The 22,275-nt window shown below is 71.1% G+C and carries 25 protein-coding genes; 13 read left to right on the top strand and 12 right to left on the bottom strand.

Features of this window, described 5'->3' with window-relative positions:
- Both TSO221_RS30290 and TSO221_RS30285 read left to right on the top strand, forming a co-directional pair.
- Positions 1 to 866, top strand: an 866-nt coding sequence (locus TSO221_RS30290) for a quinoprotein relay system zinc metallohydrolase 2 (protein ID WP_109122230.1), incomplete at its 5' end; no start/stop codon positions are given.
- 5 nt (positions 867 to 871) lie between these two features.
- Positions 872 to 1,693: a quinoprotein dehydrogenase-associated SoxYZ-like carrier gene (locus TSO221_RS30285; protein WP_109122229.1), complete on the top strand. Its 822-nt coding sequence runs from the start codon at positions 872 to 874 to the stop codon at positions 1,691 to 1,693.
- A gap of 7 nt (positions 1,694 to 1,700) precedes the next feature.
- Here the strand turns inward: TSO221_RS30285 and TSO221_RS30280 are convergent, their stop codons facing one another.
- Both TSO221_RS30280 and TSO221_RS30275 read right to left on the bottom strand, forming a co-directional pair.
- Positions 1,701 to 2,036 carry a hypothetical protein gene (locus TSO221_RS30280; protein ID WP_247878341.1) on the bottom strand — a complete coding sequence of 112 codons (336 nt, stop codon included), beginning with the start codon at positions 2,034 to 2,036 and terminating at the stop codon, positions 1,701 to 1,703.
- A complete protein-coding gene (locus TSO221_RS30275; protein WP_109122228.1) occupies positions 2,033 to 2,713 on the bottom strand; it encodes a hypothetical protein in 681 nt (226 codons plus the stop codon). Before TSO221_RS30275 ends, TSO221_RS30280 begins: the two co-directional genes overlap by 4 nt.
- 162 nt (positions 2,714 to 2,875) lie before the next feature.
- On the opposite strand from TSO221_RS30275, the gene TSO221_RS30270 reads away from it, so the two are divergent.
- Genes TSO221_RS30270 through TSO221_RS30255 form a run of 4 tightly spaced genes read left to right on the top strand, consistent with a single transcriptional unit; the run spans position 2,876 to position 5,254 of the window.
- Complete coding sequence (locus TSO221_RS30270) at positions 2,876 to 3,301, top strand: dihydroneopterin aldolase (protein WP_109122227.1); 426 nt, start codon at positions 2,876 to 2,878, stop codon at positions 3,299 to 3,301.
- A 5-nt stretch (positions 3,302 to 3,306) separates the two neighbouring features.
- Entirely contained in the window at positions 3,307 to 3,963 is a 657-nt protein-coding gene (locus tag TSO221_RS30265) for a hypothetical protein (RefSeq protein ID WP_109122235.1), read from the top strand.
- On the top strand, positions 3,960 to 4,535 hold the full coding sequence (locus TSO221_RS30260; RefSeq protein ID WP_109122226.1) for a DUF447 domain-containing protein: 576 nt from the start codon (positions 3,960 to 3,962) through the stop codon (positions 4,533 to 4,535). Before TSO221_RS30265 ends, TSO221_RS30260 begins: the two co-directional genes overlap by 4 nt.
- A complete protein-coding gene (locus TSO221_RS30255) occupies positions 4,532 to 5,254 on the top strand; it encodes a (5-formylfuran-3-yl)methyl phosphate synthase (RefSeq protein WP_109122234.1) in 723 nt (240 codons plus the stop codon). The genes TSO221_RS30260 and TSO221_RS30255 overlap by 4 nt, the downstream gene beginning before the upstream one ends.
- On the opposite strand, the gene TSO221_RS30250 is transcribed toward TSO221_RS30255, so the two are convergent.
- Positions 5,212 to 6,240, bottom strand: coding sequence for a hydantoinase/oxoprolinase family protein (locus TSO221_RS30250; RefSeq protein WP_109122225.1), 1,029 nt, complete (start codon positions 6,238 to 6,240; stop codon positions 5,212 to 5,214). The two genes, TSO221_RS30255 and TSO221_RS30250, sit on opposite strands and share 43 nt — an antisense overlap.
- Before the next feature lie 13 nt (positions 6,241 to 6,253).
- Positions 6,254 to 7,216, bottom strand: coding sequence for an ATP-grasp domain-containing protein (locus TSO221_RS30245; RefSeq protein WP_247878340.1), 963 nt, complete (start codon positions 7,214 to 7,216; stop codon positions 6,254 to 6,256).
- Here TSO221_RS30245 and TSO221_RS30240 point away from each other — a divergent pair.
- Positions 7,215 to 7,928 carry a HisA/HisF-related TIM barrel protein gene (locus TSO221_RS30240; RefSeq protein WP_247878339.1) on the top strand — a complete coding sequence of 238 codons (714 nt, stop codon included), beginning with the start codon at positions 7,215 to 7,217 and terminating at the stop codon, positions 7,926 to 7,928. The two genes, TSO221_RS30245 and TSO221_RS30240, sit on opposite strands and share 2 nt — an antisense overlap.
- Before the next feature lie 173 nt (positions 7,929 to 8,101).
- Here TSO221_RS30240 and fae read toward each other — a convergent pair whose 3' ends face one another.
- The 3 genes from fae to TSO221_RS30225 all read right to left on the bottom strand — a co-directional run bounded on the left by fae (position 8,102) and on the right by TSO221_RS30225 (position 10,557).
- Positions 8,102 to 8,620 carry a formaldehyde-activating enzyme gene (fae, locus tag TSO221_RS30235; protein ID WP_109122223.1) on the bottom strand — a complete coding sequence of 173 codons (519 nt, stop codon included), beginning with the start codon at positions 8,618 to 8,620 and terminating at the stop codon, positions 8,102 to 8,104.
- 178 nt (positions 8,621 to 8,798) lie between these two features.
- Positions 8,799 to 9,662, bottom strand: coding sequence for a triphosphoribosyl-dephospho-CoA synthase (locus tag TSO221_RS30230; protein ID WP_109122222.1), 864 nt, complete (start codon positions 9,660 to 9,662; stop codon positions 8,799 to 8,801).
- Positions 9,649 to 10,557 carry a RimK family alpha-L-glutamate ligase gene (locus tag TSO221_RS30225; protein ID WP_109122221.1) on the bottom strand — a complete coding sequence of 303 codons (909 nt, stop codon included), beginning with the start codon at positions 10,555 to 10,557 and terminating at the stop codon, positions 9,649 to 9,651. Before TSO221_RS30225 ends, TSO221_RS30230 begins: the two co-directional genes overlap by 14 nt.
- Before the next feature lie 369 nt (positions 10,558 to 10,926).
- Here TSO221_RS30225 and nosP point away from each other — a divergent pair, with 369 nt between their 5' ends.
- From nosP to pqqC, 5 genes are all read left to right on the top strand, one after another.
- Complete coding sequence (nosP, locus tag TSO221_RS30220) at positions 10,927 to 12,123, top strand: nitric oxide-sensing protein NosP (protein ID WP_247878338.1); 1,197 nt, start codon at positions 10,927 to 10,929, stop codon at positions 12,121 to 12,123.
- Complete coding sequence (locus TSO221_RS30215) at positions 12,104 to 14,794, top strand: NahK/ErcS family hybrid sensor histidine kinase/response regulator (RefSeq protein WP_109122219.1); 2,691 nt, start codon at positions 12,104 to 12,106, stop codon at positions 14,792 to 14,794. Before nosP ends, TSO221_RS30215 begins: the two co-directional genes overlap by 20 nt.
- 66 nt (positions 14,795 to 14,860) lie before the next feature.
- The gene (locus tag TSO221_RS30210) at positions 14,861 to 15,493 is read left to right on the top strand and encodes a hypothetical protein (RefSeq protein ID WP_109122218.1); all 633 of its coding nucleotides are present in this window, start codon (positions 14,861 to 14,863) and stop codon (positions 15,491 to 15,493) included.
- 107 nt (positions 15,494 to 15,600) lie between these two features.
- A complete protein-coding gene (locus TSO221_RS30205; RefSeq protein WP_109122217.1) occupies positions 15,601 to 16,314 on the top strand; it encodes a response regulator transcription factor in 714 nt (237 codons plus the stop codon).
- A 291-nt stretch (positions 16,315 to 16,605) separates the two neighbouring features.
- On the top strand, positions 16,606 to 17,382 hold the full coding sequence (gene pqqC, locus TSO221_RS30195) for a pyrroloquinoline-quinone synthase PqqC (protein WP_109122215.1): 777 nt from the start codon (positions 16,606 to 16,608) through the stop codon (positions 17,380 to 17,382).
- 7 nt (positions 17,383 to 17,389) lie between these two features.
- Here the strand turns inward: pqqC and TSO221_RS30190 are convergent, their stop codons facing one another.
- A complete protein-coding gene (locus tag TSO221_RS30190) occupies positions 17,390 to 17,608 on the bottom strand; it encodes a hypothetical protein (RefSeq protein ID WP_247878336.1) in 219 nt (72 codons plus the stop codon).
- A 222-nt stretch (positions 17,609 to 17,830) separates the two neighbouring features.
- Here TSO221_RS30190 and TSO221_RS30185 point away from each other — a divergent pair, with 222 nt between their 5' ends.
- Positions 17,831 to 19,225, top strand: coding sequence for a DUF6513 domain-containing protein (locus tag TSO221_RS30185; RefSeq protein ID WP_109122214.1), 1,395 nt, complete (start codon positions 17,831 to 17,833; stop codon positions 19,223 to 19,225).
- A gap of 4 nt (positions 19,226 to 19,229) precedes the next feature.
- Here the strand turns inward: TSO221_RS30185 and TSO221_RS30180 are convergent, their stop codons facing one another.
- The 4 genes from TSO221_RS30180 to TSO221_RS30165 form a co-directional block, all read right to left on the bottom strand.
- Entirely contained in the window at positions 19,230 to 19,613 is a 384-nt protein-coding gene (locus tag TSO221_RS30180) for a hypothetical protein (RefSeq protein ID WP_109122213.1), read from the bottom strand.
- Between the two features lie 101 nt (positions 19,614 to 19,714).
- Positions 19,715 to 20,530, bottom strand: coding sequence for an ABC transporter permease (locus TSO221_RS30175; protein ID WP_109122212.1), 816 nt, complete (start codon positions 20,528 to 20,530; stop codon positions 19,715 to 19,717).
- A complete protein-coding gene (locus TSO221_RS30170; RefSeq protein WP_247878335.1) occupies positions 20,527 to 21,279 on the bottom strand; it encodes an ABC transporter ATP-binding protein in 753 nt (250 codons plus the stop codon). The genes TSO221_RS30175 and TSO221_RS30170 overlap by 4 nt, the downstream gene beginning before the upstream one ends.
- Positions 21,280 to 21,296: 17 nt before the next feature.
- The gene (locus TSO221_RS30165) at positions 21,297 to 22,265 is read right to left on the bottom strand and encodes a PQQ-dependent catabolism-associated beta-propeller protein (RefSeq protein ID WP_109122210.1); all 969 of its coding nucleotides are present in this window, start codon (positions 22,263 to 22,265) and stop codon (positions 21,297 to 21,299) included.
- Positions 22,266 to 22,275 lie beyond the last annotated feature (10 nt).

Here is a 22,275-nt window from a genome sequence, read left to right as displayed (position 1 = left end):
GGGCGCAGCCCCCGCCGCTGGCCGTCGCCGCGGTGGCCGAGGGCGTCTATGTGCACCGGGGCGTGCACGCAGAGAGCGGGCCGGACAACCTCGGCGCCATCGCCAACATCGGCTTCGTCGTCGGGCGCGACGCGGTGGCGGTGATCGACACCGGCGGCAGCGCCGCCGTCGGCCACCGCCTGCGCGCTGCGGTCGCCGCGGCCACGCCGCTTCCGGTCCGTTACGTCATCAACACGCACGTGCACCCCGACCACATCCTCGGGAACGCCGCCTTCCGCGCGGACGCGCCGGAGTTCATCGGCCACAAGGCGCTGCCGAACGCCCTGGCGCGCCGCGGCCCGCATTACCTGGAGGCGGCGCGACGCGACCTCGGCGAGGGTGCCACGGGCACCGAGCTGGTGCCGCCCACCGCCACCGTCGCCGACCGGCGCGACATCGACCTGGGCGGCCGGGTGCTGACGCTGCAGGCCCATCCGACGGCGCACACCGACAACGACCTGACCGTCTTCGACGCCACCACCAGCACGCTGTGGACCGGCGACCTGCTGTTCGTCGAGCGCGTGCCGGCCATCGACGGCAGCGCCAGGGGCTGGCTCGCCGCGCTTGACCGGCTGGCAGCGGTGCGCGCAGTGCGGGTCGTCCCCGGCCATGGGCCGGTCGTGACCGACTGGCCGGGCGCGCTGGCCGATCTGCGGCGCTACCTGGCGACCCTCGTCGAGGACATCCGCGCCCTGCAACGCCGGCATGCCACCATCGAGCAGGCCATGGATCAAGCCGGCGCCGCCGAGCGCGGGCGCTGGACGCTCTTCGACGACTACCACCGGCGCAACGTCGCCGCCACCTTCACCGAACTGGAATGGGAGTGACACCCATGCTCCGCCCTGCCCCGCCGTGCCTCGCCGCCTCCGCCCTTCTGGCCGCCCTTCTGGCCGCCGCGCCGGCCGTGGCGCCGGCCATAGCGGACGACTCGCGCTGGGACTACATCCGCGAACAACTGTACGGCGACCGGCCGATCGCGCCGGCCGGCGACCGGCTGGTGCTGGAGACGCCGACGCGCGCCGAGGACGCGGCGATCGTCCCGGTGTCCTTCTCCACCAGAGCGCCGCAGAGCGGCCCGGACGGCATCCGGGAGATCCGTCTGATCATCGACAACAACCCGGCGCCGTCGGCCGGCGTCTTCACCTTCCCGGCCGACGGTGCGGCGCCGGTCATCGCCACGCGGATCCGCATCAACGAGTACACACCGGTCCGCGTGGTGGCCGAGACCAACGACGGCCGCCTGCTGATGAGCGAGCGCTTCGTCAAGGCGGCCGGCGGCTGTTCGGCCCCGGCCGGCAAGGACCAGGTGGCGGCGCTGGCGCGGCTCGGCCGGATGAAGCTGAACGGCGTGGAGGAGGTGCGGGTGGGCGAGCCGGCGCGGCTGCAACTGCTGATCAGCCACCCGAACAACTCCGGCCTGCAGTTCGACCAGGTGTCGCGCACCTACATCCCGCCGCACTACATCACGACTCTCGATGTGACGTACAACGGCCGCCCGGTGCTGGGCCTGACCGGCGACATCTCGATCAGCGAGGATCCGAGCATCCACTTCACCTTCACGCCGCTCGAACCGGGCGTGCTGGAAGTGCGCGCGGTGGACACCAAGGGTACGACGTACGCCGGGCGATGGACGATTGGGGCGTCGAACGGGTGAGGTGACCTCAGAAGCACTTCAGGTTCGCCTCGGCCTGCGCCCGGCGCAGTTCCTCCAGCAGTTCCTTCGCCCAGGCCGCCTCTTTGAAGTACGCGGCGCGGCCACCGGGAATCTGCTGCATCGCCAGGATGGTCTCCACCTTCTCGTAGGAGGCGTAGGGGACCCGCTCGGCGATGGCGTCGATGCTGCAAGCGCACTTGCGCAGCACCTCCGGCGTCTGGCCGTTGCTGGCCATGCAGGCAAACACGTACTCGGCACGCGTCGCCGTCGGGTAGTCGTCGGCCGGGGCCGGTGTGGGCGACAGCGCCATGGTGGCGGCGAAGATCAGTTCGACGGTCTTCATGGCGCAGCCCCTTCCAGGATCATCCGGTCGTCGGTCAGCGGCGGGCCGCCGTCGGCGGCCGGCGTCATCGCGCGGGCGGCGTAGAGCATGCCCGGCACCGCCTCCGACACGATGATGCGGTATTCCTTGTGCTCGAACTTGCGGTAGCGCTCGATCAGCTCGTCCGCCACATAGGGATGAATGACGACCTCGGTGGCGGGCACCTTGTTTCCCTGCCAATCGACGGTGACCGGCCGCACCTCGGTGTCCGGACGGGCCAGCGCGTGGCGGATGCGGTTGCGGAAGTAGAGGTCGGAGCCGCCGGTCAGCCGCTTCATCTCGCGCACGTCGCGCTCCAGGAACAGCATCACCAGCGGGTTGCCGCGGAACTGCTTGAAGGGCTCGAAGTCGAGGCCGCGCGGCGGCGTCAGGAAGCGGACGTCGAGGTCGCGGCGCCCGTCCGGCCCGAGCGCGCCGACCGTCAGCTCGGCCGCGTCGTCGAAGCCCGGCTCCAGCGCGCCGTCCTTGTGGAAGCGGTAGCGCACGATGGAGGCCTGCGGCAGGTTCTTCAGCTGGTCGGTGTCGAACAGCAGCGTCTGCGCCGGCGTCAGCTCGTTCGCCGCGGCCAGCGCCCCGGTCGCCGCCATCCCGGCGACGACCGCCACGGCCAGCCCGCGCCTTACCCTGGTTCCGATCATGCCGCCTCCCGATCGACTTTTCCGCACCCGCGCATTGGGGGTATGGGTTTTCCAGCAATACTAGACCCGACCCGCAATGCGGGAACGTTAGACTTTGGTACGACTGGACTTTTTCAGTCCGCAGCGGGACATTTCTATACTGACTTTTGGAGTCTCCGTCCGATGGAGCTGCCTCTCGCGCTCGCGACCGGGCTGGCCTCGCGTTCCAGGACCCGGCCCGTCCCCAAGACCTACCGCATCCACATCAAGGACCTGATGCTGATGGTCCGTATCGGCGTCTACGATTATGAGAAGCAGGCGCCGCAGCGCGTCCGCGTGAACGTCGCGATGGACGTGGTGCAGGGCGTCACGCCCTTCGACGACAACATCGACAACGTCGTCTCCTACGACGTGATCGTCGACGGCATCAAGGCGCTGGCGGCGCGCGGCCACATCAACTTGGTGGAGACCTTCGCCGACGGCATCGCCGAACTCTGCCTGGTCGATTCCCGCGTGCGCACCGTGCGCCTGACCGTCGAGAAGCTGGACGTGTTCCCGGAAACCGACGGCGTCGGCGTCGAGATCGAACGCCACCAGCCCGACCTGTGACCGGCATGACGGCTCCGGCGCAGGATCTCTGGGTCGTCAAGATCGGCGGCAGCGTGGCCGGGACGCCGGACCTGTTGCGCGGCTGGCTCGCCGCGCTGGCCGGGGGCGCTGGCCGCGTCGTGCTGGTGCCCGGCGGCGGCCCGTTCGCCGACGCGGTGCGCGATGCGCAGGCGAGCCTCGGCTTCGACGACGGCACGGCGCACCATCTGGCGCTGCTGGCCATGGAACAGTACGGGCGGGCGCTGTGCGCGCTGGCCGAGAGACTGGCGCCGGCCGCCTCGCTGGCCGACCTGACGGCGCGCCGTCTGGAGGGGCGCGTCCCGGTGTGGATGCCGGTGCCGCTGACGCTCGGCGCGCCGGAGGTGCCGGCGAGCTGGGAGGTCACCTCCGACAGCCTGTCCGCCTGGCTGGCCGGGCGCCTGCGGGCACGGCGGCTGGTGCTGATCAAGTCGGCACCCCGGCCACCGGACGGCTTGCCCCTCGGCGAGGCGATGGCGGGGGACTTGGTCGATCCGGCCTTTCGGCGCTTCCTGCCGCCGGACTGCACGGCCTGCTGCCTCGGCCCCGGCGACGCCGGTCTGCTGGCGGCGGCGCTGGCGGACAGAGTGGAACTGCCCGGCCGGCTGGCGCGCGAACGCGCACGGAGGCTCGCCCCCGTATGATCCAGGAGACCGTGGTCACCACCCTCGACGCCGAGGGGCGCCCGCACGTCGCCCCCATGGGGCTGACGCTCACCGCCGGGGCGCGGCCGGTGCTGGCGCCGTTCCGGCCGTCACGGACGCTGGACAACCTGATGGCCCGGCGCAGCGTGGTGATCAACTACACCGACGACGTCCGCGTGATCGCCGGCTGCATCTGCGGCCGGCACGACTGGCCGACGCACCCCGCCACCGCCATCGAGGGCGCCGTGCTCGACGCCGCGCTCGCCCACGCCGAGGCGGCGGTGGCGCTGGTGGAGGACGACCCGGTGCGCCCGCGCTTCCACCTGGACATCGTGCACGAGGAGACGCACGCCCCCTTCCGCGGCCTCAACCGCGCCAAGGCGGCCGTGGTCGAGGCGGCGGTGCTGGTGTCGCGGCTGCGCATGCTGCCGGCCGAGCGGGTGGACGCGGAGATGGCCCACCTCGCCGTCGCCGTGGGCAAGACCGCCGGCCCCGAGGAACTGGAGGCCTGGGGCTGGCTGCAGGACCACGTCGCCGCGTGGCGGGCGCGGACGCGGGAGAGCGCGGCGTGACCCGCCTGCTGGCCAGCGTCATGAGCGCAGCCGAGGCCGCCCTGGCGCTCGACGGCGGTGCCGACATCATCGACCTGAAGAACCCGGCGGCGGGCGCGCTCGGCGCGCTTCCCTCGGCGGTGCTGGGCGCCTGCGTCGCCGCGGTCGGCGGCCGGCGGCCGGTCAGCGCCACCATCGGCGACCTGCCGCTCGACCCGCCGCGGGTGGCCGAAGCGGTGGCGTACACGGCGGCCACCGGTGTCGGCATCGTCAAGATCGGCCTGTTCGACGGCGACCTGCCCGGCTGCCTCGCCGCGCTGAAGGAGCGCCGCGGCCGTCCGGCGCGGCTGGTCGCCGTGCTGTTCGCCGACCGCGCCCCCGACCTGTCGGTGCTGGGGCCGCTGGCCGAGGCCGGGTTCCTCGGCGCCATGATCGACACCGCCGACAAGGCGGCGGGGCCGCTGCTGCGTCACATGGATCTTCCAGCGCTCGCCGCCTTCCTGGCGCAGGCGCGGGCGCTGGGGTTGATGACCGGGCTGGCGGGCTCGCTGCGCCTCGACGACGTGCCGGCGCTGGCGGCGCTGCGGCCGGACTATCTGGGCTTCCGCGGCGCACTGTGCGGACCGCACGGACGAAGCGGCGCGCTCGATCCGCGGGCGCTCGCCGCGGTGCGCCGCGCGCTCGACCGGTGCGGCGTTCAACGGCCGAGCGCTGCCACCGCCACCGCCGGCGCACAGTAGGCGGTCCAGGCCGCGGTCTCCGGCGGCGCGCCCGGCGCGGGCGGGACCAGCGACGCGAAGTCCAGGTGCTCGCGGCCGAGCCGGCGCGCCAGCTCCGCCACCAAGGCCCGCCCCACCCCGGCGCCGACGACAGGCATCTCCGCCACAGGCATCGCCGACAGCACCTGCAGGGCGGCGCGCGTGATCGTCTGCAACTGCGCCTCCACCACCGCGGCGGCGAGAGCGCGCCACGCCTCCGGGCCGGCCTCGTGCCAATCGACGCCGATCATCCGGCCGAGGCGGCGGGCGCTGGCCTCCATCGTCTTGGCTTGGCCGTCGGCGGCCGGATGCTGGTCGGCGTGCTCGTCCAACTGGCCAAGCACGCGGTGCGCGTCGGCGGTGGCGGCGAAATGCTCGGCCATCACCGGCACGCGGTCGCCGGCCCAGGGCAGCGCATCCGCCACCGCCATCACCGGTGTGCGGGTCAGGCCGGTGTAGACCAGCTCCCCGGCAGCGAGACGGGCGCGGTCGGTGCGCCCGCGCGCCGCGACGCGGCCCTCGATCACCGGAATCAGGTCGGTGGTGGTGCTGCCGATGTCGATGACCAGTGCCGCCGGGTGCCGCCACGCCACCAGCGTCGCCGTCGCCAGCCAGTTCGCCGAGGCGACCGCGTGCGCCGCGTCCACCGCGCGCCCGGCCGGCAGGAACCCGGCCTCGCCCGCCCAGAACGCCACCTCGCCCGGCAGCCGCGCCGCCACCTCGACCAGCGCCGCCACGCCCGCCGTGCGGTCGGGGAAGAGGTCGACCAGCTCGCCGGTCATGGTGACGCAATGGCGGCGGGCCGACGGCAGGCCGGAGCCGACGGCGCGCATGGCCTCGTCGAGCCGGTCGAGCCCCTCCCACAGGCGGCACGGCTGCTGCCGGACGGCGAGCACCCGCCCCTCCGCGTCGAGCCACGCCGCCTTGAGATGCGCCCCGCCGATGTCCCAGCCGATCACCACGCCCATGCGCTCCCCCTTCTCACACCCGCACCTCGACCATCGGCAGCGCGCCCGCGTCCGGCGGATGGGGATCGCCGGTCAGCAGATCGAGGACCAGCGCCGCCGGGTTCACCCCCAGCGCCCGCCGCAGCCCGACATAGGACGTCGTCAGGCGCGGATTGACCTCGACGACGACCGGCCCGACGTCGCTCAGCACAAGGTCGATGCCGACGTAGCCCCACAGGCCGGGCAGCGCCGCGGCGACGGCTTCGGCCAGCGGGCGCAGCTCGGCGGCGCGGCCGGCCAGGGCGCCGACGTCGCTGCCACGGTAAGCGAAGGCGCCCCCGGCGCCGATCTCGATGCGCTGGGCGTTGGCCGACAGCAACCAGCCGCGGCCGTCGCGGCACAGCACGCTCAGGCTGGCTGGCACGCCGGGAATAAACGGCTGCACCACCATTCCGACCGTATCGCCCGCGTCCCGCCACGCGGCGATCCGGCGCACGCCCTCCGCCCCGGCACCATCGTCCGGCTTGAGCACCCAACCATGCTCGGCGGGGGGCGGCGCGTCCCGCGGGAAGGTCGGTATCACCGGCACGCCGGCCGCCACCAGCACCGCCGCCGTGGCGGACTTGCTGGCGGTGACGGCGACCGCGTCGGGGGCGCTGCCGAGCAACCGGACGCCGGTGTCGCCGGCCATGCGCGACACCCGCTCCAACAGCCCACCGGTCTCCGGCGCCAGTGGCCACAGCGCGTCATGGCCGGCGAGGGCGCGCTCCCACTGCGGCCAGGGATCGTCCACGGAGACCCAGTGGATGGAAACCGGCATCGGAAGTGGCGGCAGGCGGCGGTCGCGGGCGAGCGTGACTTGCACCCCCTCCACCGCCGTGAGATCCTTGACCAGCGCGGCGACCATCATCTCGGCCTCCGGCAGCAGAGCGGCCATGGGGCCGTCCTTCAGGCCGCCGCCGGTCACGTACTCGCACACGAAGACTCGCGTGGTCATGGAACTCATCCCCGTGCTGGATCTTCTTGGCGGCACCGTGGTGCACGCCCGCCAGGGCGACCGCAGCCGCTACCAGCCGCTGCAGTCGTCGCTCTGCGCCGGCAGCGCGCCGGAGGACGTGGTGGAGGGCCTGCTGCGCCTGCATCCGTTCCGCTCGCTGTACGTCGCCGACCTCGACGCCATCCGCCGCACCGGCGATCACCGCGCGGTGACTGCGCGGCTGGCGGCCCGTTTCCCGCAGCTGATACTGTGGGTGGACGCCGGGGTGAACGGACCGCGGGAGGCCGTTGCGGTGCTGGAGCACGGCGCCCGCGTCGTGGTGGCCGGCACGGAATCGCTGGCATCGGCGGCGGATCTCGTGGCGATCCGCGCGGCGGTGCCGACGGGGGCTCTCGCGCTGTCGCTGGACTGGCTCGGCGACCGCTTCCTCGGGCCGCCGGAGCTGGAGCACGGCGCGGACGCGTGGCCGGAGCGGGTGATCGTCATGACGCTGGCCCGGGTCGGCTCCGCCGCCGGGCCGGACGTCGAGCGGCTGTCGGCGGTGCAGGCGCGGGCCGACGGGCGCAGCGTGTACGCGGCCGGCGGCGTGCGCGGCGCGGAGGATCTGGAGGCGCTCGCGCGAATGGGCGTCGCCGGCGTGTTGCTGGCGAGCGCGCTGCATGACGGGCGGCTGGAAAAGAGCGTTATTGGCCGGCTGGACACCGGCCAATAACGAGTGGGAGGCCCTGAGGCCCACGAGGACACGACGCGGGTCCCCGTCACCGTTTGCCATCAGCCCTCGTGCGACGGATGACGGCCAAGCACGTAATTCAGCAAACGAACCCCGAGGCTGACCTTGGACGGACTTTTCTCGTTCTGAACTTGCTGGGGCTCGCCGCGGGACTTTCAATCGTCACCGGCCGCCGCGAACGGGTGGCTCACCGACGACATCTTGTCGAGCATCTGGCGCGCCGAGGGCTCGCCGCTGACCGCGCGGGCAATGGCTTCCTTGGTGGCCTCGTAGTTGAAGCGCTGGATCTTGGCGTCGTCCGCCGCTTCCCAGTGGATGAAGACGCCGACGCAGATGAAGAGGTTGTCAGCCTCTTCGACCGGGATAACGCCTTCCTTCACGGAATCCGCCACCGCCATGGCGACGCCGCGCTGCGCCGGCCCGAACATCTGCACGGCCTGCCGCGCGTCCTTGATGGTCACCTTGTTGAACATCACGGTCGGCGGCTTGCACATCAGGTTCGGCCCGATCACCGCGAGCAGCGACGTAAAGCCGTCCTTGTTGTTGGTCAGGCTGTTCGCGAAGGCCTGTTCCGCCGGGCTGCCCTTCGGCCCGAGGATGAGGTCGATGTGCGCGACCTCGTTGCCGTCGCCGACCAGGGACTCGCCAACCACCATGCCGGTGATCTTCGCCATTGTCCTCCCTCCCACATTCGGTTTGGAATTTTCGGTTGCCAGCAATACGAATTCCAATGACGCGTGCCCCGCCAAGACGGCACCGCGACCATTGCTGGCGAGCTTCGGCAAAAAGCTCAACCATGGTCTCTGGATTGATGCCCGACATTAGACCATCACTGTGGGAATCTAAATTGGACTAAAGTAGAAAAACCCCCGAATGGGACACGGATGCTGTATCTCCTTTGAGCAGCCGGTCAGCGAACAGGCTGGCGACCGTCAGGTCGGCGCAGGTTCCGGGGTTCAGGTGGGCACGCCGCAGCAGGCGGTCGAAGCGGCGCAGTTCCGCCTCGCGGACGCGCGGGTCGCCGCCTTCCGCCTGGATCGCGGCGTCGAGTGCGGACGCCCGACGGCGCACCGCCTCGGCGGTCGCGGCGCCGTGTTTGCGCAGCACGTGGCTGTCCGGCCCGGCGGCCAGGAAGCCGAGGAAGGCGCCGGTCGCCGCCCAGGGATCGGGCAACCCGCGCAGCCGCGGCACGCCCAGGCCGAACACGTCGGCGAAGCCGCTGGCGTACTGCGCGGCGTTGCGGTCCCGGGACGCCGCGGCGCGCATCGCCTCCAGCAGGGTCACCGAGGGCTCGTCCCGCACGTCGTGCTCCGGCGCCGCCCCCAATCCCGCCGGGGCGGCCAACACGATGGCCCGGAAGGCCAGCGCCGCGTCCGTGCGGTCGAGCCGGGCGAGCACCCGCCGCAGCCGCTCCCGCAGGGGGCCGCCGCCCGGATCGAGGGCGGCCTCGGCCAGCGGCGCCGCCAGCAGCACGATGCCCAGGTTGGTGTTGTGGCCGACCGACCGCCGCGTCGCCTCGACGGCGCGCAGCGCCCGCGCGCCGACGCCGCCAGGGCCTGCGCACAGCGCCGCGGCGGAAACCTCGGCGCTGTGCGCGAAGTCGCGCAACAGCGCCTCCTGCCCCGGGGCGTGGACGTGCACGTTGCCGGGCTTCAGCGCCCGCAGCTCGGCGAGGCAGGCGTCGCGCAGCGCGGCCTCGACCTCAGCCGGGGTCATCGCCGGCCCCGCCGGTTGCCGCGCGGCCGAGCACGTGCTCGACCAGCGCCGCAGCGATGTCGATCTCGGTCACCGCCTGCAGGCCGCGCCACGCCGGCATGCTGTTGACCTCCAGCACGAAGGCGCGGCCGTCGGCGTCGCGGATGACGTCGACGCCGGCGTACTCCGCCCCGACCGCGGCGGCGGCGGCCACGGCGAGCGTCTCCAACTCGGAGTCGCCGCGCACCGGATGGCAGGCTGCCCCCTGGTGGACGTTGGTGATCCAGCCGCGCCCAACGCGCATCATGGCGGCGACCGGCCGGCCGCCGATCACGAACACGCGCCAGTCGCGGTATCCGATCCCGTCGCCCGCGACGAAGCGTTGGAGGTATCGCACCCCCTCGCCCTCCTCCAGCGCGTCGCCGCGCTCCAGTCGGCGCAGCCCGCGCCCCTGCGAGCCGAACAGCGGCTTCTGCACCAGGGTCTCGCCGCGCTCCAGCGCGCGGCGAAGGTGCGATTCCGCACGGTCCGGTGATTCGCTGGCGAAGGTCGGCGGCGTCGGCAGGCCGGCGAGGTGCAGGCGGAAGCTGGTCATCGCCTTGTCAACGCAACGTTCGATGGCGCGCGCCGGGTTCACCACCGGCACACCCAGCGCCGAGAGCGCGTGCAGCGCGTCGAGGCGCAGGGTCACCGGCTCGAACCCACCGCCGGCCACGGTGCGCACCAGCGCGGCGTCGGGCGGCCCGCCGCGCAGGCCGGGGATGCGCAGGCCCCACGAGCCGGGCTCGATCACCACGTCGACATCGCACAGCGACGCCACCACTGGCTCCACACCCGCCCTGCGAAAGGCGCGCAGCAGCCGGCCGCGGTGCCAACTGTCGCCGCCGTCGGCGAACAGGACGATGCGTTTATCCATCGGCAGACGGACGGTGGGGGAAACCGTGGGGCGGAATCATCGCGTCGCTCGCGTCCGTATGGTGCCCATGGCGATACTCGCCTGCCCGCCGCCCGCGGTCAATCCGCCACCACCGCCATTCGTGTAAAATTCCGGCGATCAGAGGCCATGAGCGACCACAGAAGCGTCACTATCCAGAATGGCATAGCGGTATCTATGCATCACAGTCTTGTACTTTAGCAGCACTCCAGCTTGACTGGATTACAATTCCACTTTGGCGTTGCCGCACCGCCGGAGTCATAGCATGATGGATACTATGGACGAACGTGCGCCCTACAAAGGCGAACGCAGCACGAAGACAAGAAACAACGACGAACAGAGGGAGGAGCCATGCTGGTTCGCGAGGCTTTGCCGCGCCTGGACAGTCGGCATTCGTGCGTCCGGATGGCGGTATCGCACGGCCTCGACACGGAGGAGGTAATCTCCCGGCTGATCGAGGACCTGCGGCAGCCGAACATCTCCCTGGTCCTGTTCTTCACCTCGACCTGCTTCGACCTCGACTGCATCGCGCCGCGCCTGCGCGCCGAGTGGCCGGACGCGGAGATCGCCGGCTGCACCACCACCCGCGAGATCGCGCCCGACGGCTACACCGCCAACTCCATCGTCGGCATCAGCTTCGCCGCCCCCGACTTCCACGCCGTCACCGGCCTCATCGACGACCTGCCGAACTTCGCCATCGCCCGCGGGCACCAGATGGTGCGCGACGCCCTGTCGGAGCTGAACGCGCAGACGGTGCTGTCCGACCTGCCGATGCGCACCTTCGCGCTGCTGCTGATCGACGGGCTGTCGCGCAGCGAGGAGACGGTCATCAGCTCGCTGCAGAGCGTGCTCGGCAGCATCCCGATCCTCGGCGGCTCGGCCGGCGACGATCTTTGCTTCCAGCGCACCCTGGTCTACCAGGACGGCGCGTTCCACGAGCGCAGCGCGGTGCTGATCCTGGTCTCCACCCGCTTCGCCTTCGAGGTGTTCAAGACCGAGCACTTCGTCGCCTCGGCCCGGCGCATGGTGGTGACCGGCGCCATCCCGACCGAGCGCATCGTCACCGGCATCAACGGCCGCCCGGCGGCGACCGAGTACGCGCGCCTGATCGGCGTGCGGCCGGAGGAGCTGACGCCCGCGGTGTTCGCTGCGCACCCGCTGGTCGTGCGCTCGGGCGGCGGCAACTACGTGCGCTCGATCCAGCAGGTGGGCGAGGACGGCAGCCTGACCTTCATGTGCGCTATCGACGAGGGCATGGTCCTGCGCATCGCCGAGGACACCGGCATCGTCGAGGACCTGGAGGAGCGCCTGGCCTCGCTGCGCGCGCGCCTGGGACCGTTGCAGCTGGTGATCGGCTGCGAGTGCATCCTGCGCTTCCTGGAGTTGGAGCAGAAGGGCCTGACCGGGCAGGCCGGGCGGATTCTCAGCGAGAACAACGTGGTGGGATTCTGCACCTACGGGGAGCAGTACCAGTCCATGCACATCAACCAGACCTTCACCGGGGTCGCCATCGGCTGGCGCAACACCCATGACCCGTCCCAAGCCTAATCTGATCCGCGGCGGGCCGGGCGAGGACCCGCCTGACGACGTCGAGGGGCTGCGCGCCGAGGTGGCGCGGCTGCGGCGGGTCAACGACGCGCTGATGGACCACGTCGAGCGCAGCATGAACCTGGGCGGCAACAGCTTCGCCCTGTTCCAGACCGCCAGCCTGCTGGAGCAGCAGGTGCGCCGCCGCACGCTGGAGCTGGAAACCGCGCTGCACGACATCGAGCAGACCAACCGGGAGCTGTCGGCCGCCACCCGCAGCCTGGAAACCGCGCAGAACCGCCTGACCGACGCGCTGGAGGCGATCTCCGACGGCTTCGTGCTGTGCGACTCCGACGGCGGGATCGTCATCTTCAACTCGACCTTCCACGCGCTGTGGCGCGGCGTCGGCGACCTGCTGCGGCCGGGCGTGCCGTTCCAGCAGCTGATCGCCCGGGCGACCGAGCGCGGCCTGATCCGCGAGTCCGCCGAGGCGCGGCGCTGGCTGGCCCGCCGCTCCGACGGGCGGCAGCGCCGCAACACCCACGTGCTGGAGATGGCGGACGGCCGCTGGCTGCGTATCAGCGAGCGGCCCACCCACGAGAACGGCTTCGTCGGCATCTACAGCGACATCACCGCCATCAAGACGCAGGAGCGCCGCCGGCGCGAGCGCGAGCTGGCGGCCAAGTCCACCCTGCTGCAGGCGACGCTCGACAACCTCTCGCAGGGGGTGTCGGTGTTCAACGCCGACTTGGAGCTGGTCGCCTGGAACCACCGGCTGACCGAGCTGCTGGACCTGCCGGAGGGGCGGCTGCGCGCCGGGGCGCCGCTGGCCTCCTTCCTGGCGCTGCCGGCGGTGCGCCGGCCGTTCGCCGACGACGGGCGGGAGCCGGAGGCGCTGGTGCGCTGGCTCAAATCGACGCGCAGCATCCCGACCCGCTCGCTGGAACTGGACTGCCCCGACGGACGAACGCTGGAGGTGCGCAGCAACCCGATGCCCGACGGCGGCTTCGTCACCACCTTCGCCGACATCACGCACCTGCGCCGCTCCGAAGCGGCGCTGCGCGACAGCGAATGGCGCATCCGCCTGGTCACCGACGCCATCCCGGCGCGCATCGCCTACCTCGACCGCGACGAGCGCTACCAGTTCACCAACCGCGCCTACGAGGACTGGATCGGCCGCACCCGCACCGAGATCGCCGGGCAGCGGCTGCGCGACCTGCTCACCCCCGAGCAGTACGCGCTGCGCCGCCCCTACACCGCGCGCGTGCTGGCCGGCGAGAGCTGCGAGTTCGACATGACGACTCCCGCGGCGAACGGCGAGACGGCTTACGTCCACGCCGTCTACGTGCCGCACCGCGCGCCGGACGGGGAGACGGTGCTGGGCTTCTTCTCGCTGTTGCAGGACGTGACCGAATCCAAGCGCGCCGCGGCGCAGTTGGAGGAGGCCAACCGGATGCTGGAGGAGCGGGTGGCCCAGCGCACCCGCGCGCTCACCGAGCTGAACGACAAGCTGCGCGCCGAGATCGGCGAGCGCATCGCCGCCGAGGAGGCCATGCGCCGCGCCAAGGCGGAGGCCGAGCAGGCCAACCTGTCGAAGACCAAGTTCCTCGCCGCCGCCAGCCACGACCTGCTGCAGCCGATGAACGCCGCGCGCGTCTTCGTGGCGGCGCTGGCGGAGCGCCGGCTGGGCCGGCACAACATGGCGCTGGTCGACAACATCACCGAGTCGCTGGAGGCGGTGGACGACCTGCTGAACACGCTGCTCGACCTCTCCAAGCTGGACGCCGGCGTGCTGCCGATGCACGTCACCGACTTCCGCATCGAACCGCTGCTGCGACAGCTCGCCACCCAGTTCTCTCCGCTGGCCGAACAGCGCGGGCTGGAGTTCCGCGTGGTCCCGAGCGGCGCGGTGGTGCGCAGCGACATGGCGCTGCTGGGGCGCATCCTGCGCAACTTCCTGTCGAACGCCGTGCGCTACACGCCGACCGGCCGAGTCCTGCTGGGCTGCCGGCGGACACCCACCGGGCTGCGCATCGGCGTGGCGGACACCGGCATAGGCATCCCGGCCGACAAGACGCAGGAGATCTTCATCGAGTTCCACCGCCTGAAGGGCAGCCGCAGCTCGCGCGACTGCGGCGCCGGGCTGGGCTTGGCCATCGTCGACCGCATCGCGCGGCGCCTCGACCACCCGATCCACGTGCAGTCGACGTTCGGCCGCGGCTCGGTCTTCGCGGTCGAGGTGCCCTACGGCAGCGCCGACCGCATCGAGGCGCCACACCCCGCGGCGATCCGCAGCGAAGCCGGGTCGCTGAAGGGGGTCTCCGTGCTGCTGATCGAGAACGAGCCGACCATCCTCGCCGCCATGGCGGCGCTGATGCACGAGTGGGGCTGCGAGCTGATCCACGGCGACGGCGCCGACGCCGTGCTGCCGCTGATCGCCGAACGGCCGGACGCCATCGACGTGGTCATCGCCGACTATCACCTGGACGAGGGGCGCATCGGCATCGACGCGCTGCAGGCCGTGCGCAAGCGCTGCGGCCGGACGGTGCCCGGCATCATCATCACCGCCGACCGCTCCGACGAGGTGCTGGCGCGGGTCAAGGCGCACGGCCTGCACCTGCTGACCAAGCCGATCAAGCCGGCGCACCTGCGCTCCCTGCTGGTGCACCTGCGGAGCCGACGCAGTGAGTAGCCGCACCAAGGTCGAATGGACGCCGGGACGAGGCGCACGCACACTCCTGGGCAAGGGAGTCCGCCCATGAGACACGTGTACCGCACGCTGCTGCCCGCCCTCGCGCTCGTCGTCGCCCTGGTCGACCATGCCGGCGCCGTCGGGGCGGCCGACGTGGATCCGCTATGGCCGTGCCCGCAGCTGCTGGTGCCGGCGATCTCCGCCGCGTCGATCTGGGACGGACCGCCGATCGACGGCGAGGCGGTGGCGCTCGACGGTGCGCACGCGCAGGCGGTCGCCACGCTGGCCACCGAGCTGCTCGCCGCCAACCCGGCCGCGGCCACCCCGCCGCCGGAGGACCGCATCGCCCGATTCGCCGCCGAACAGTCCGACGACACCACCCGCAACCGGGTACTGACCGCGCTGTTCGCCACGCTGCTGGAGCGCACCAACGCCGAGCGTCACACCGTCATCGACGGTATCCGCAAGCAGGCGGCCGGCGTCAACGCGCTGGCCGAGCGGATGAACGCGCTGCTCGCCAAACGGGGCGCGGTCGAGCCCGGATCGCCCGAGGACGCCGAGATCGAGAAGGAGCTGTACTGGCTGCAGCGCCTGTTCACCGAACGGCGCCGGGCGCAGACCTACCTGTGCGAGGCGCCGGTGCAGCGCGAGCAACGACTGGGTACGCTCACTCGGGCGATCCTCAGTGAGCTTCGGTAATACCCTTACCCCTCCACCTGTGCCAAAGTCGTATTGTTACCGTTGGCACCATGAACCATTATGGGAAAAGTGGGAGGAAACCAAACAATACAAATCGGTGACGCACAATGACGAGCGCGAGTCCATCCGCCGGCGCCGAAAAGGCGCGCGTCCTCATCGCGGACGATCACCCTCTTTTCCGTACTGCGATGCACAATGTCATAGATGCCGTGTATCACGACGCGGAGTTCATCGAGGCGAGCGACCTCGATGAAATGATGAGTCTGGCCGCCGGCGCCGAGTTCGACTTGGTCGTGCTCGACCTCAACATCCCGGGGGCGACCGGGTTCTGCGGCTTGGTGCAGTTGCGCAACGAGTTTCCCAACGTGCCGGTCGTGGTCGTCTCCGCCGACGAGGGGGCGGACGTGGCGCACGACGCCATCACCTACGGCGCGGTCGGCTACATCCCGAAGTCGCTGACCATGGACGCCATGGTCAAGGCGCTGAACCACGTCATCGGCGGCGGCGTCTACCTGCCGCCCACCGACGCCAAGGACGGCAAGCGCAAGGGCGCGCTGAGCGAGAAGGACCTGCGCTTCGCCGAACGGGTCGAGAGCCTGTCGACGCAGCAGCGCGTGGTGCTGCAGATGCTGGTCGAGGGAAGACCGAACAAGCAGATCGCCTACCTGCTGGACGTCACCGAGAGCACCGTCAAGGCGCACGTCTCGGCGATCCTACGCAAGCTCGACGTGCAGAGCCGGACGCAGGCGGTGATCTGCGCCGGCAAGCTGTCGCTCCAGGCCCCGCACCATGCGCCGCCGGAGCGTTCGGTCCGGCATTGAGCGCGGCGCCTGTCCCGAATCGATGCCCCTTTTGCACCAAAGTAGAATGGTTCTAAAGCACGGCAACACGATACTCTATCGGCACCGGAGCCGTGAAACCGGTCACACCCTGTCCAGGGAGAGGCATCATGAAGACGTGGCGGAAGCCCAAGGTCATCGAGATCTGCGTCGGCACCGAAATCAACGCCTATTGCTGCGCCGTCCTCTGAGGGCCGCAGCCGACTGCAAGACCGCGGTGCCGCCGTTCGCCGGCGGCCCGCGTTTTCATCTCCACGGCGTGGAGCCCGGTTCATGCCGAACCCGATGACGCGTGAGGAGCTGGAACAGGCGCTGCGCGCGGTCGGCGAGCGGCAGTACCACGACCTGCACCCGTTCCATAAGCTGCTGCACGGCGGCAAGCTGAACCGCGGGCAGGTCCAGGCATGGGCGCTGAACCGCTTCTACTACCAGATCTCGATCCCGCGGAAGGACCTCTCGATCATGTCCCGCATGGACGATCGGGAGCTTCGTTGCGCCTGGATGCACCGCGTGCAGGAGCACGACGGGATCGGCGCCGACGCCCGAACCGGCGAGACCCGGGTCGGCGGCATCGAGCGCTGGCTGCGCCTGACCGACGGGCTGGGGCTGGACCGGGATACTGTGACGTCGCTGAAGGGCCTGCTGCCGGCGACGCGGTTCGCGGTGGACGCCTACGTCCATTTCGTGCGCGAGCGGTCGTTGCTGGAGGCCATCGCCTCCTCGCTCACCGAACTGTTCGCCTCGGCCATCCACCGCGAGCGCATCGCCGGCTTCGAGCGCTATTACGAGTTCGCCGACGACCGCACGCTCAGCTACTTCCGCCGCCGCCTGGACGAGGCGCCGCGCGAGGTGGAGTTCGGCCTCGCCTACGTCCTCGACAACGCCCGCACGCCCGAGCAGCAGCAGGCCGCCATCGGCGCGCTGCGCTTCAAGACGGAGCTGCTGTGGGCGCAGCTCGACGCGCTGTACTACGCCTACGTGGAGCCCGGCTTTATCCCGCCCGGCGCCTTCGTGCCGGACGACCGCACGCCGACGGCGTACACGCGGTGACGGCGGATCAGGCGCCCTGTTCCCGCGGCTGCTTGCCGAGCGTGCAGCGGACGCGCATCAGGCGGTGCTTGGGATGCTCGTTGACCCACTTGGCGCCCTCGATCTGCCCGGCGATCTGACAGCTCGATACGGTCAGGGGCTGGTCGTCAGGGACCAACGGATTGACCGTCTGACACTGGGTGGGGTCGGAAACCAGACAGAACACCATCGACAACGTGACAAGCATTACTCACTCCTGCGTGGGTGCGCGACACTTGGAACAGGCAAACCGATCTACGCAAGCACCATGCCAGCCCGGCCCCCCGAGCATGGCCGTACCGCCGGCCTCGGTACTATGATCTAGGTCATACGTCCGGACCAAAACTTAGGCATCAATGGTTAACGACGCCCAAAGATTCATCGCTTTCCCACAGGGCTCAGTGTTCCGCCCGTGCCGCGGGAGGCCGCCGTGGCCGAACACGTCCTCCTGCTGACCGGGGATCTGGCCGAGCCGCGGCTGCGGCGGGTGCTCGACTCCCTGCAGCCGCTGGATTTCCGCACCACGGTGGCCAGCCTGGGCATCAAGGTGGCTGCGCTGGCGACGACGGAGATCGTGTTGCGCCGCCTGCCGTCCGTGGGCGACGCCGACCTCGTGCTGCTGCCCGGCCGCTTCCGCGGCGACCTCGACCGGCTGTCGGCGCATTTCGGCGTGCGGTTCGAGCGCGGGCCGGACGAGCTGGACGACCTGCCGCAGCATTTCCGGCGACAGGCCGCCCCGCTCGACCTGACCCGTTACCGCACCCGCATCTTCGCCGAGATCACCGACGCACCGCTGCTCGGCGTTCCCGCCATCCTGGAGCGCGCCGCGTATCTGGTGTCGGAGGGGGCGGACGTCATCGACCTCGGCTGCCTGCCGGATCAGCCCTTCCCGCACCTGGAGGAGGCGGTCGCCGCCCTGCGCGCCGCCGGGGTCGCCGTCAGCGTCGATTCCCTGGAGCCGGAGGCGCTGCTGCGCGGCGCGCGGGCGGGTGCGAACTACCTGCTGAGCCTCACCGAGGCGACGGCGTGGGTGGCGCGCGAGACCGACGCGGTGCCCGTGGTCATCCCCACCACGCCGGACGACCTGCCCTCGCTGTACCGCACGGTGGACGCGCTGCGCGCCAAGGGGCGGCGCTGCATCGCCGACCCGGTGCTGGAGCCGATCCACCACGGCTTCACCGACTCCCTGGTCCGCTACCGCGAGGTCCGGGCGCGCTATCCCGACCTGGAAATCCTGATGGGCATCGGCAACGTCACGGAGCTGACCGACGCCGACACGCCGGGCGTGAACGCGCTGCTGATGGGGATCGTTTCGGAATTGGGGATCGAGCACGTGCTGGCGGTGCAGGTCAGCCCGCACTGCCGGACGGCGGTCCGCGAGTTCGACGCGGCGCGCCGTCAGTTCTTCGCCGCGCACGAGGCCGGCGCGCTGCCGCGCGGCTTCGGCGACGGGCTGCTCTGCCTGCGCGACCGCAAGCCGTTCACCAGCACGCCCGAGCAGGTGGCCGAACTGGCGGCGAAGATCCGCGACCCCAACTACCGCATCGAGGTCACCGCGCAGGGCATTCACCTCTACAACCGCGACGGCCACCACACGGGCGTCGATCCGTTCGACCTCTACCCGCGCCTCGACGCGCGCGGCGACGTCGGCCACGCCTTCTACCTGGGCGTCGAGCTGGCGCGGGCGCAGATCGCCTGGCAGCTCGGCAAGCGCTACGCGCAGGACAACGAGCTGCGCTGGGGCTGCGCGGTGGAGCGGCCGGAGGAGGACGCCTCCGGCTTCCACGCCGTCGGCACCACCCGACCGCCCACCCGCGACGGATAGCCGCTTACTTCGGCGCCGTCGAGGAACTGCCCGTCGAGCCGCTGCCGCCCTGCGTGGCCGTGCCGCCGCTCATGGTGCCCTGGCGCTGGTTGGCCAGCGAGTTGTCGGGCAGCTTGCCGGTGGTCGTCTCGGTGCCCGACGACCCGCTGGTCGCGCCGGCGGCCGAGCCCTCGCCGCCCTGCGTGGCCGTGCCGCCGGTCATCGCGCCCTGGCGCTGGCCGGCCAGGGTGTTGTCGGGCAGCTTGCCGGTGGTCGTGTCGGTCCCCTGCGTGGTGGTGCCGGTCGAGGACGTGCCGGTCGACGACGACTGGGCCGCCGCCGGCAGCGCCACGGCGGCCAGGGCCACGGCAAGGACGGACGTGGCGATTGCGGTGCGAAGCTCCTTCATCGGGAATCTCCCCGGTTCTGATGCTGGTATGCGTGGCGGTGTGCGCACGCGTCACCGGCAACAACAGGCGAAGCCCCCCAACATCCCCACGTTGCGCGGGTCTACCCCTGCTCGGCCGGACCGCCGCGGCGCGCCCAGAAGCCGCGTCCCGGGTCGTAGGCGGCGATGGCGCCGCCCAGGAACACCACCAGCGCCGCCAGCACCGCCAGCAGCGCCGTGGCGTCGAAACGCAGGTAGAGCGCGAAGCGGATCAGCTCGACCGCGTGGGTGAACGGGTTCAGCTCGGCCACCCAGGCCAGCCCCGGGCTGCCCTCGCGGATCCGCCACAGCGGGTAGAGCGCGCTGGAGGCGAAGAACATCGGGAAGATCACGAAGTTCATCACCCCGGCGAAGTTCTCCAACTGCTTGATGAAGGAGGACAGCAGCAGGCCCAGCGCCCCCAGCATCAGCCCGCTCGCCAGCAGCGCCGGGAACACCGCCAGATAGCCCAGCGGCGGCGGCTGCACCTCCCAGAACCAGGCGACGGCGATGAAGACGTAGACCTGGACGATCGACACCATCACCCCGGCCAGCAGCTTGCACACCAGCAGGTACCAGCGCGGCAGCGGGCTGACCAGCAGGGTCTTCATGCTGCCCATCTCGCGGTCGTAGACCATGGACAGCGAACTCTGCATGCCGTTGAACAGCTGGATCATGCCGACCAGCCCCGGCACCACGTACTCCTCGTACAGGATGTAGGTCTCGTAGGGCGGGATGATCGACAGGCCGAGCACGGCGCGGAACCCCACCGCAAACAGCGCCAGCCAGACCAGGGGACGCACCAGCGCCGCGAAGAAGCGCTCGCGCTGGTGCACGAAACGCAGCCCCTCGCGGACCACCACGCTGCGCAGGCAGCGTCCGTACAGCAGCGCGCTCATCGCGTCCCTCCCCCGGTCAGCCGGGCGAACGCCTCACCGAGCGTCCCGGAGCCGGCGCACACCTCCTCCACCAATCCGGAGGCCAACACCCGGCCGCGGTGCAGCACGACGACGCCATCGCCGGGCAGCACCTCGTCGATCAGGTGGGTCGCCCACAGCACGGCGAGGCCCTGTGCGCGGCAGAGGTCGTGCACATGCTCCAGCACCTGCCGGCGCAGGTCGATGTCGAGCCCGACGGTCGGCTCGTCGAGCAGCAGCAGGCTCGGCCGGTGCAGCAGGGCGCGGGCGATCTCGACGCGCCGCCGCTGCCCACCGGACAGCGTGCGCACCCGCTCCCCAGCCCGGTCGGACAGGCCGATACGGGCCAGTTCCTCGCGCGCCCGCTCCTCGATCACGGAACGCGCCAGCCCGTGCAGGCCACCGTGGTAGCGCAGGTTCTGCAGCACCGTCAGGTCGGGGTCGAGCGTCGGCTGCTGGAACACCACGCCGATGCGGGCCAGCGCCTGGGTGGGCTGGCGCAGCATGTCGAAGCCGAACACCCGGATCGCCCCGGCGCGGTGGTTGTACAGCCGCGTCACCAGCGAGAAGAGCGTCGTCTTGCCGGCCCCGTTGAGGCCGAGCAGCGCGGTGAAGCGGCCGGCCGGGATGGCGAACGACACGCCGTCCAGCGCCGTCCGCTCGCCGAAGCGGTGGCTCAGCCCCTCGACCGCCAGGACCGGTTCGGCCACGACCGATGCAGACTGGGCCACCGTTCCGCCGTCCGCGCTCACGGCTTGACGATCACGCCCCAGGGCGCGCCGCCGACACCGACCGACTTGACGACCTTGCCGCGCTCCATGTCCAGCACCGACATGTCGTTGCTGACGCCGTTGGTGGTGTAGAGGCGCTTCTCGTCCGGCGACAGCGCCAGGTTCCACACCCGCTGGCCGACGAGGTGATACTTCTTCACCTCGTAGGTCTGCACGTCGATCTCCGCCACCCGGTTGGCCGGGCCGAGCGCCACGAAGGCCCGCGTTCCATCGCGGGTGAGCACGATGCCGACCGGCTGGATCGCCTCCTTCGCCACGCCCTGCACGGCGAAGGCGATCTTTTTCACCACCTTGCGGGTGGTGGTGTCGATGACGCTGACGGTGCCGCCCAGCTCCGCCGAGACCCAGACGAAGCGCCCGTCGGCGGTGAAGCGCGCCACGCGCGGCCGGGCGTCCACCAGCACGTTATCGACCACCTTGTGCGACGCGGTGTCGATGAAGTGCGCCATGCTGGTGGTCTCGGAGGTATTGACCAGGGTCTTGCCGTCGGGGCTGATGCCCATGCCCTCCGGCTCGACGCCCACCGGGATCTCGCCGATGATCTTCTTGGCCGAGGTGTCGAGCACCGACACCATGTTGTCGTCCTCGTTGGCGATGTAGAGCAGGCGCCCGGCGGGCTCCAGCACGAACAGCTCCGGGTCCTTGCCGGAGGGCATGCGGTCGACGACCTTCAGCGTCGTGGTGTCCACCACGTCGATGCGGTTGTCGTCGCCCGAGCAGACGTAGATGCGCGTCATGTCGGCGTTGAAGGTGATGCCGCGCGGCCGGCGGCCGACCTTGATGGTGCTGATCACCGTCAGCTTGTCGCCGTCCACCACCGAGATGCTGTTGCTCTTCTCGTTCGACACGAAGATCGTGTCGGCCGAGGCCGGCAACGCCACCGCGACGCCCAGCAGCGCCAGCGCGGCCCGTCTCATCATCGTCATGCGCGTCCTC

Origin of the sequence: Azospirillum sp. TSO22-1, from assembly GCF_003116015.1 — a bacterium.
GTDB lineage: Bacteria > Pseudomonadota > Alphaproteobacteria > Azospirillales > Azospirillaceae > Azospirillum.
Note: the sequence above shows the minus strand (reverse complement) of the source record. Positions and strands in the feature narration are given on the sequence as shown.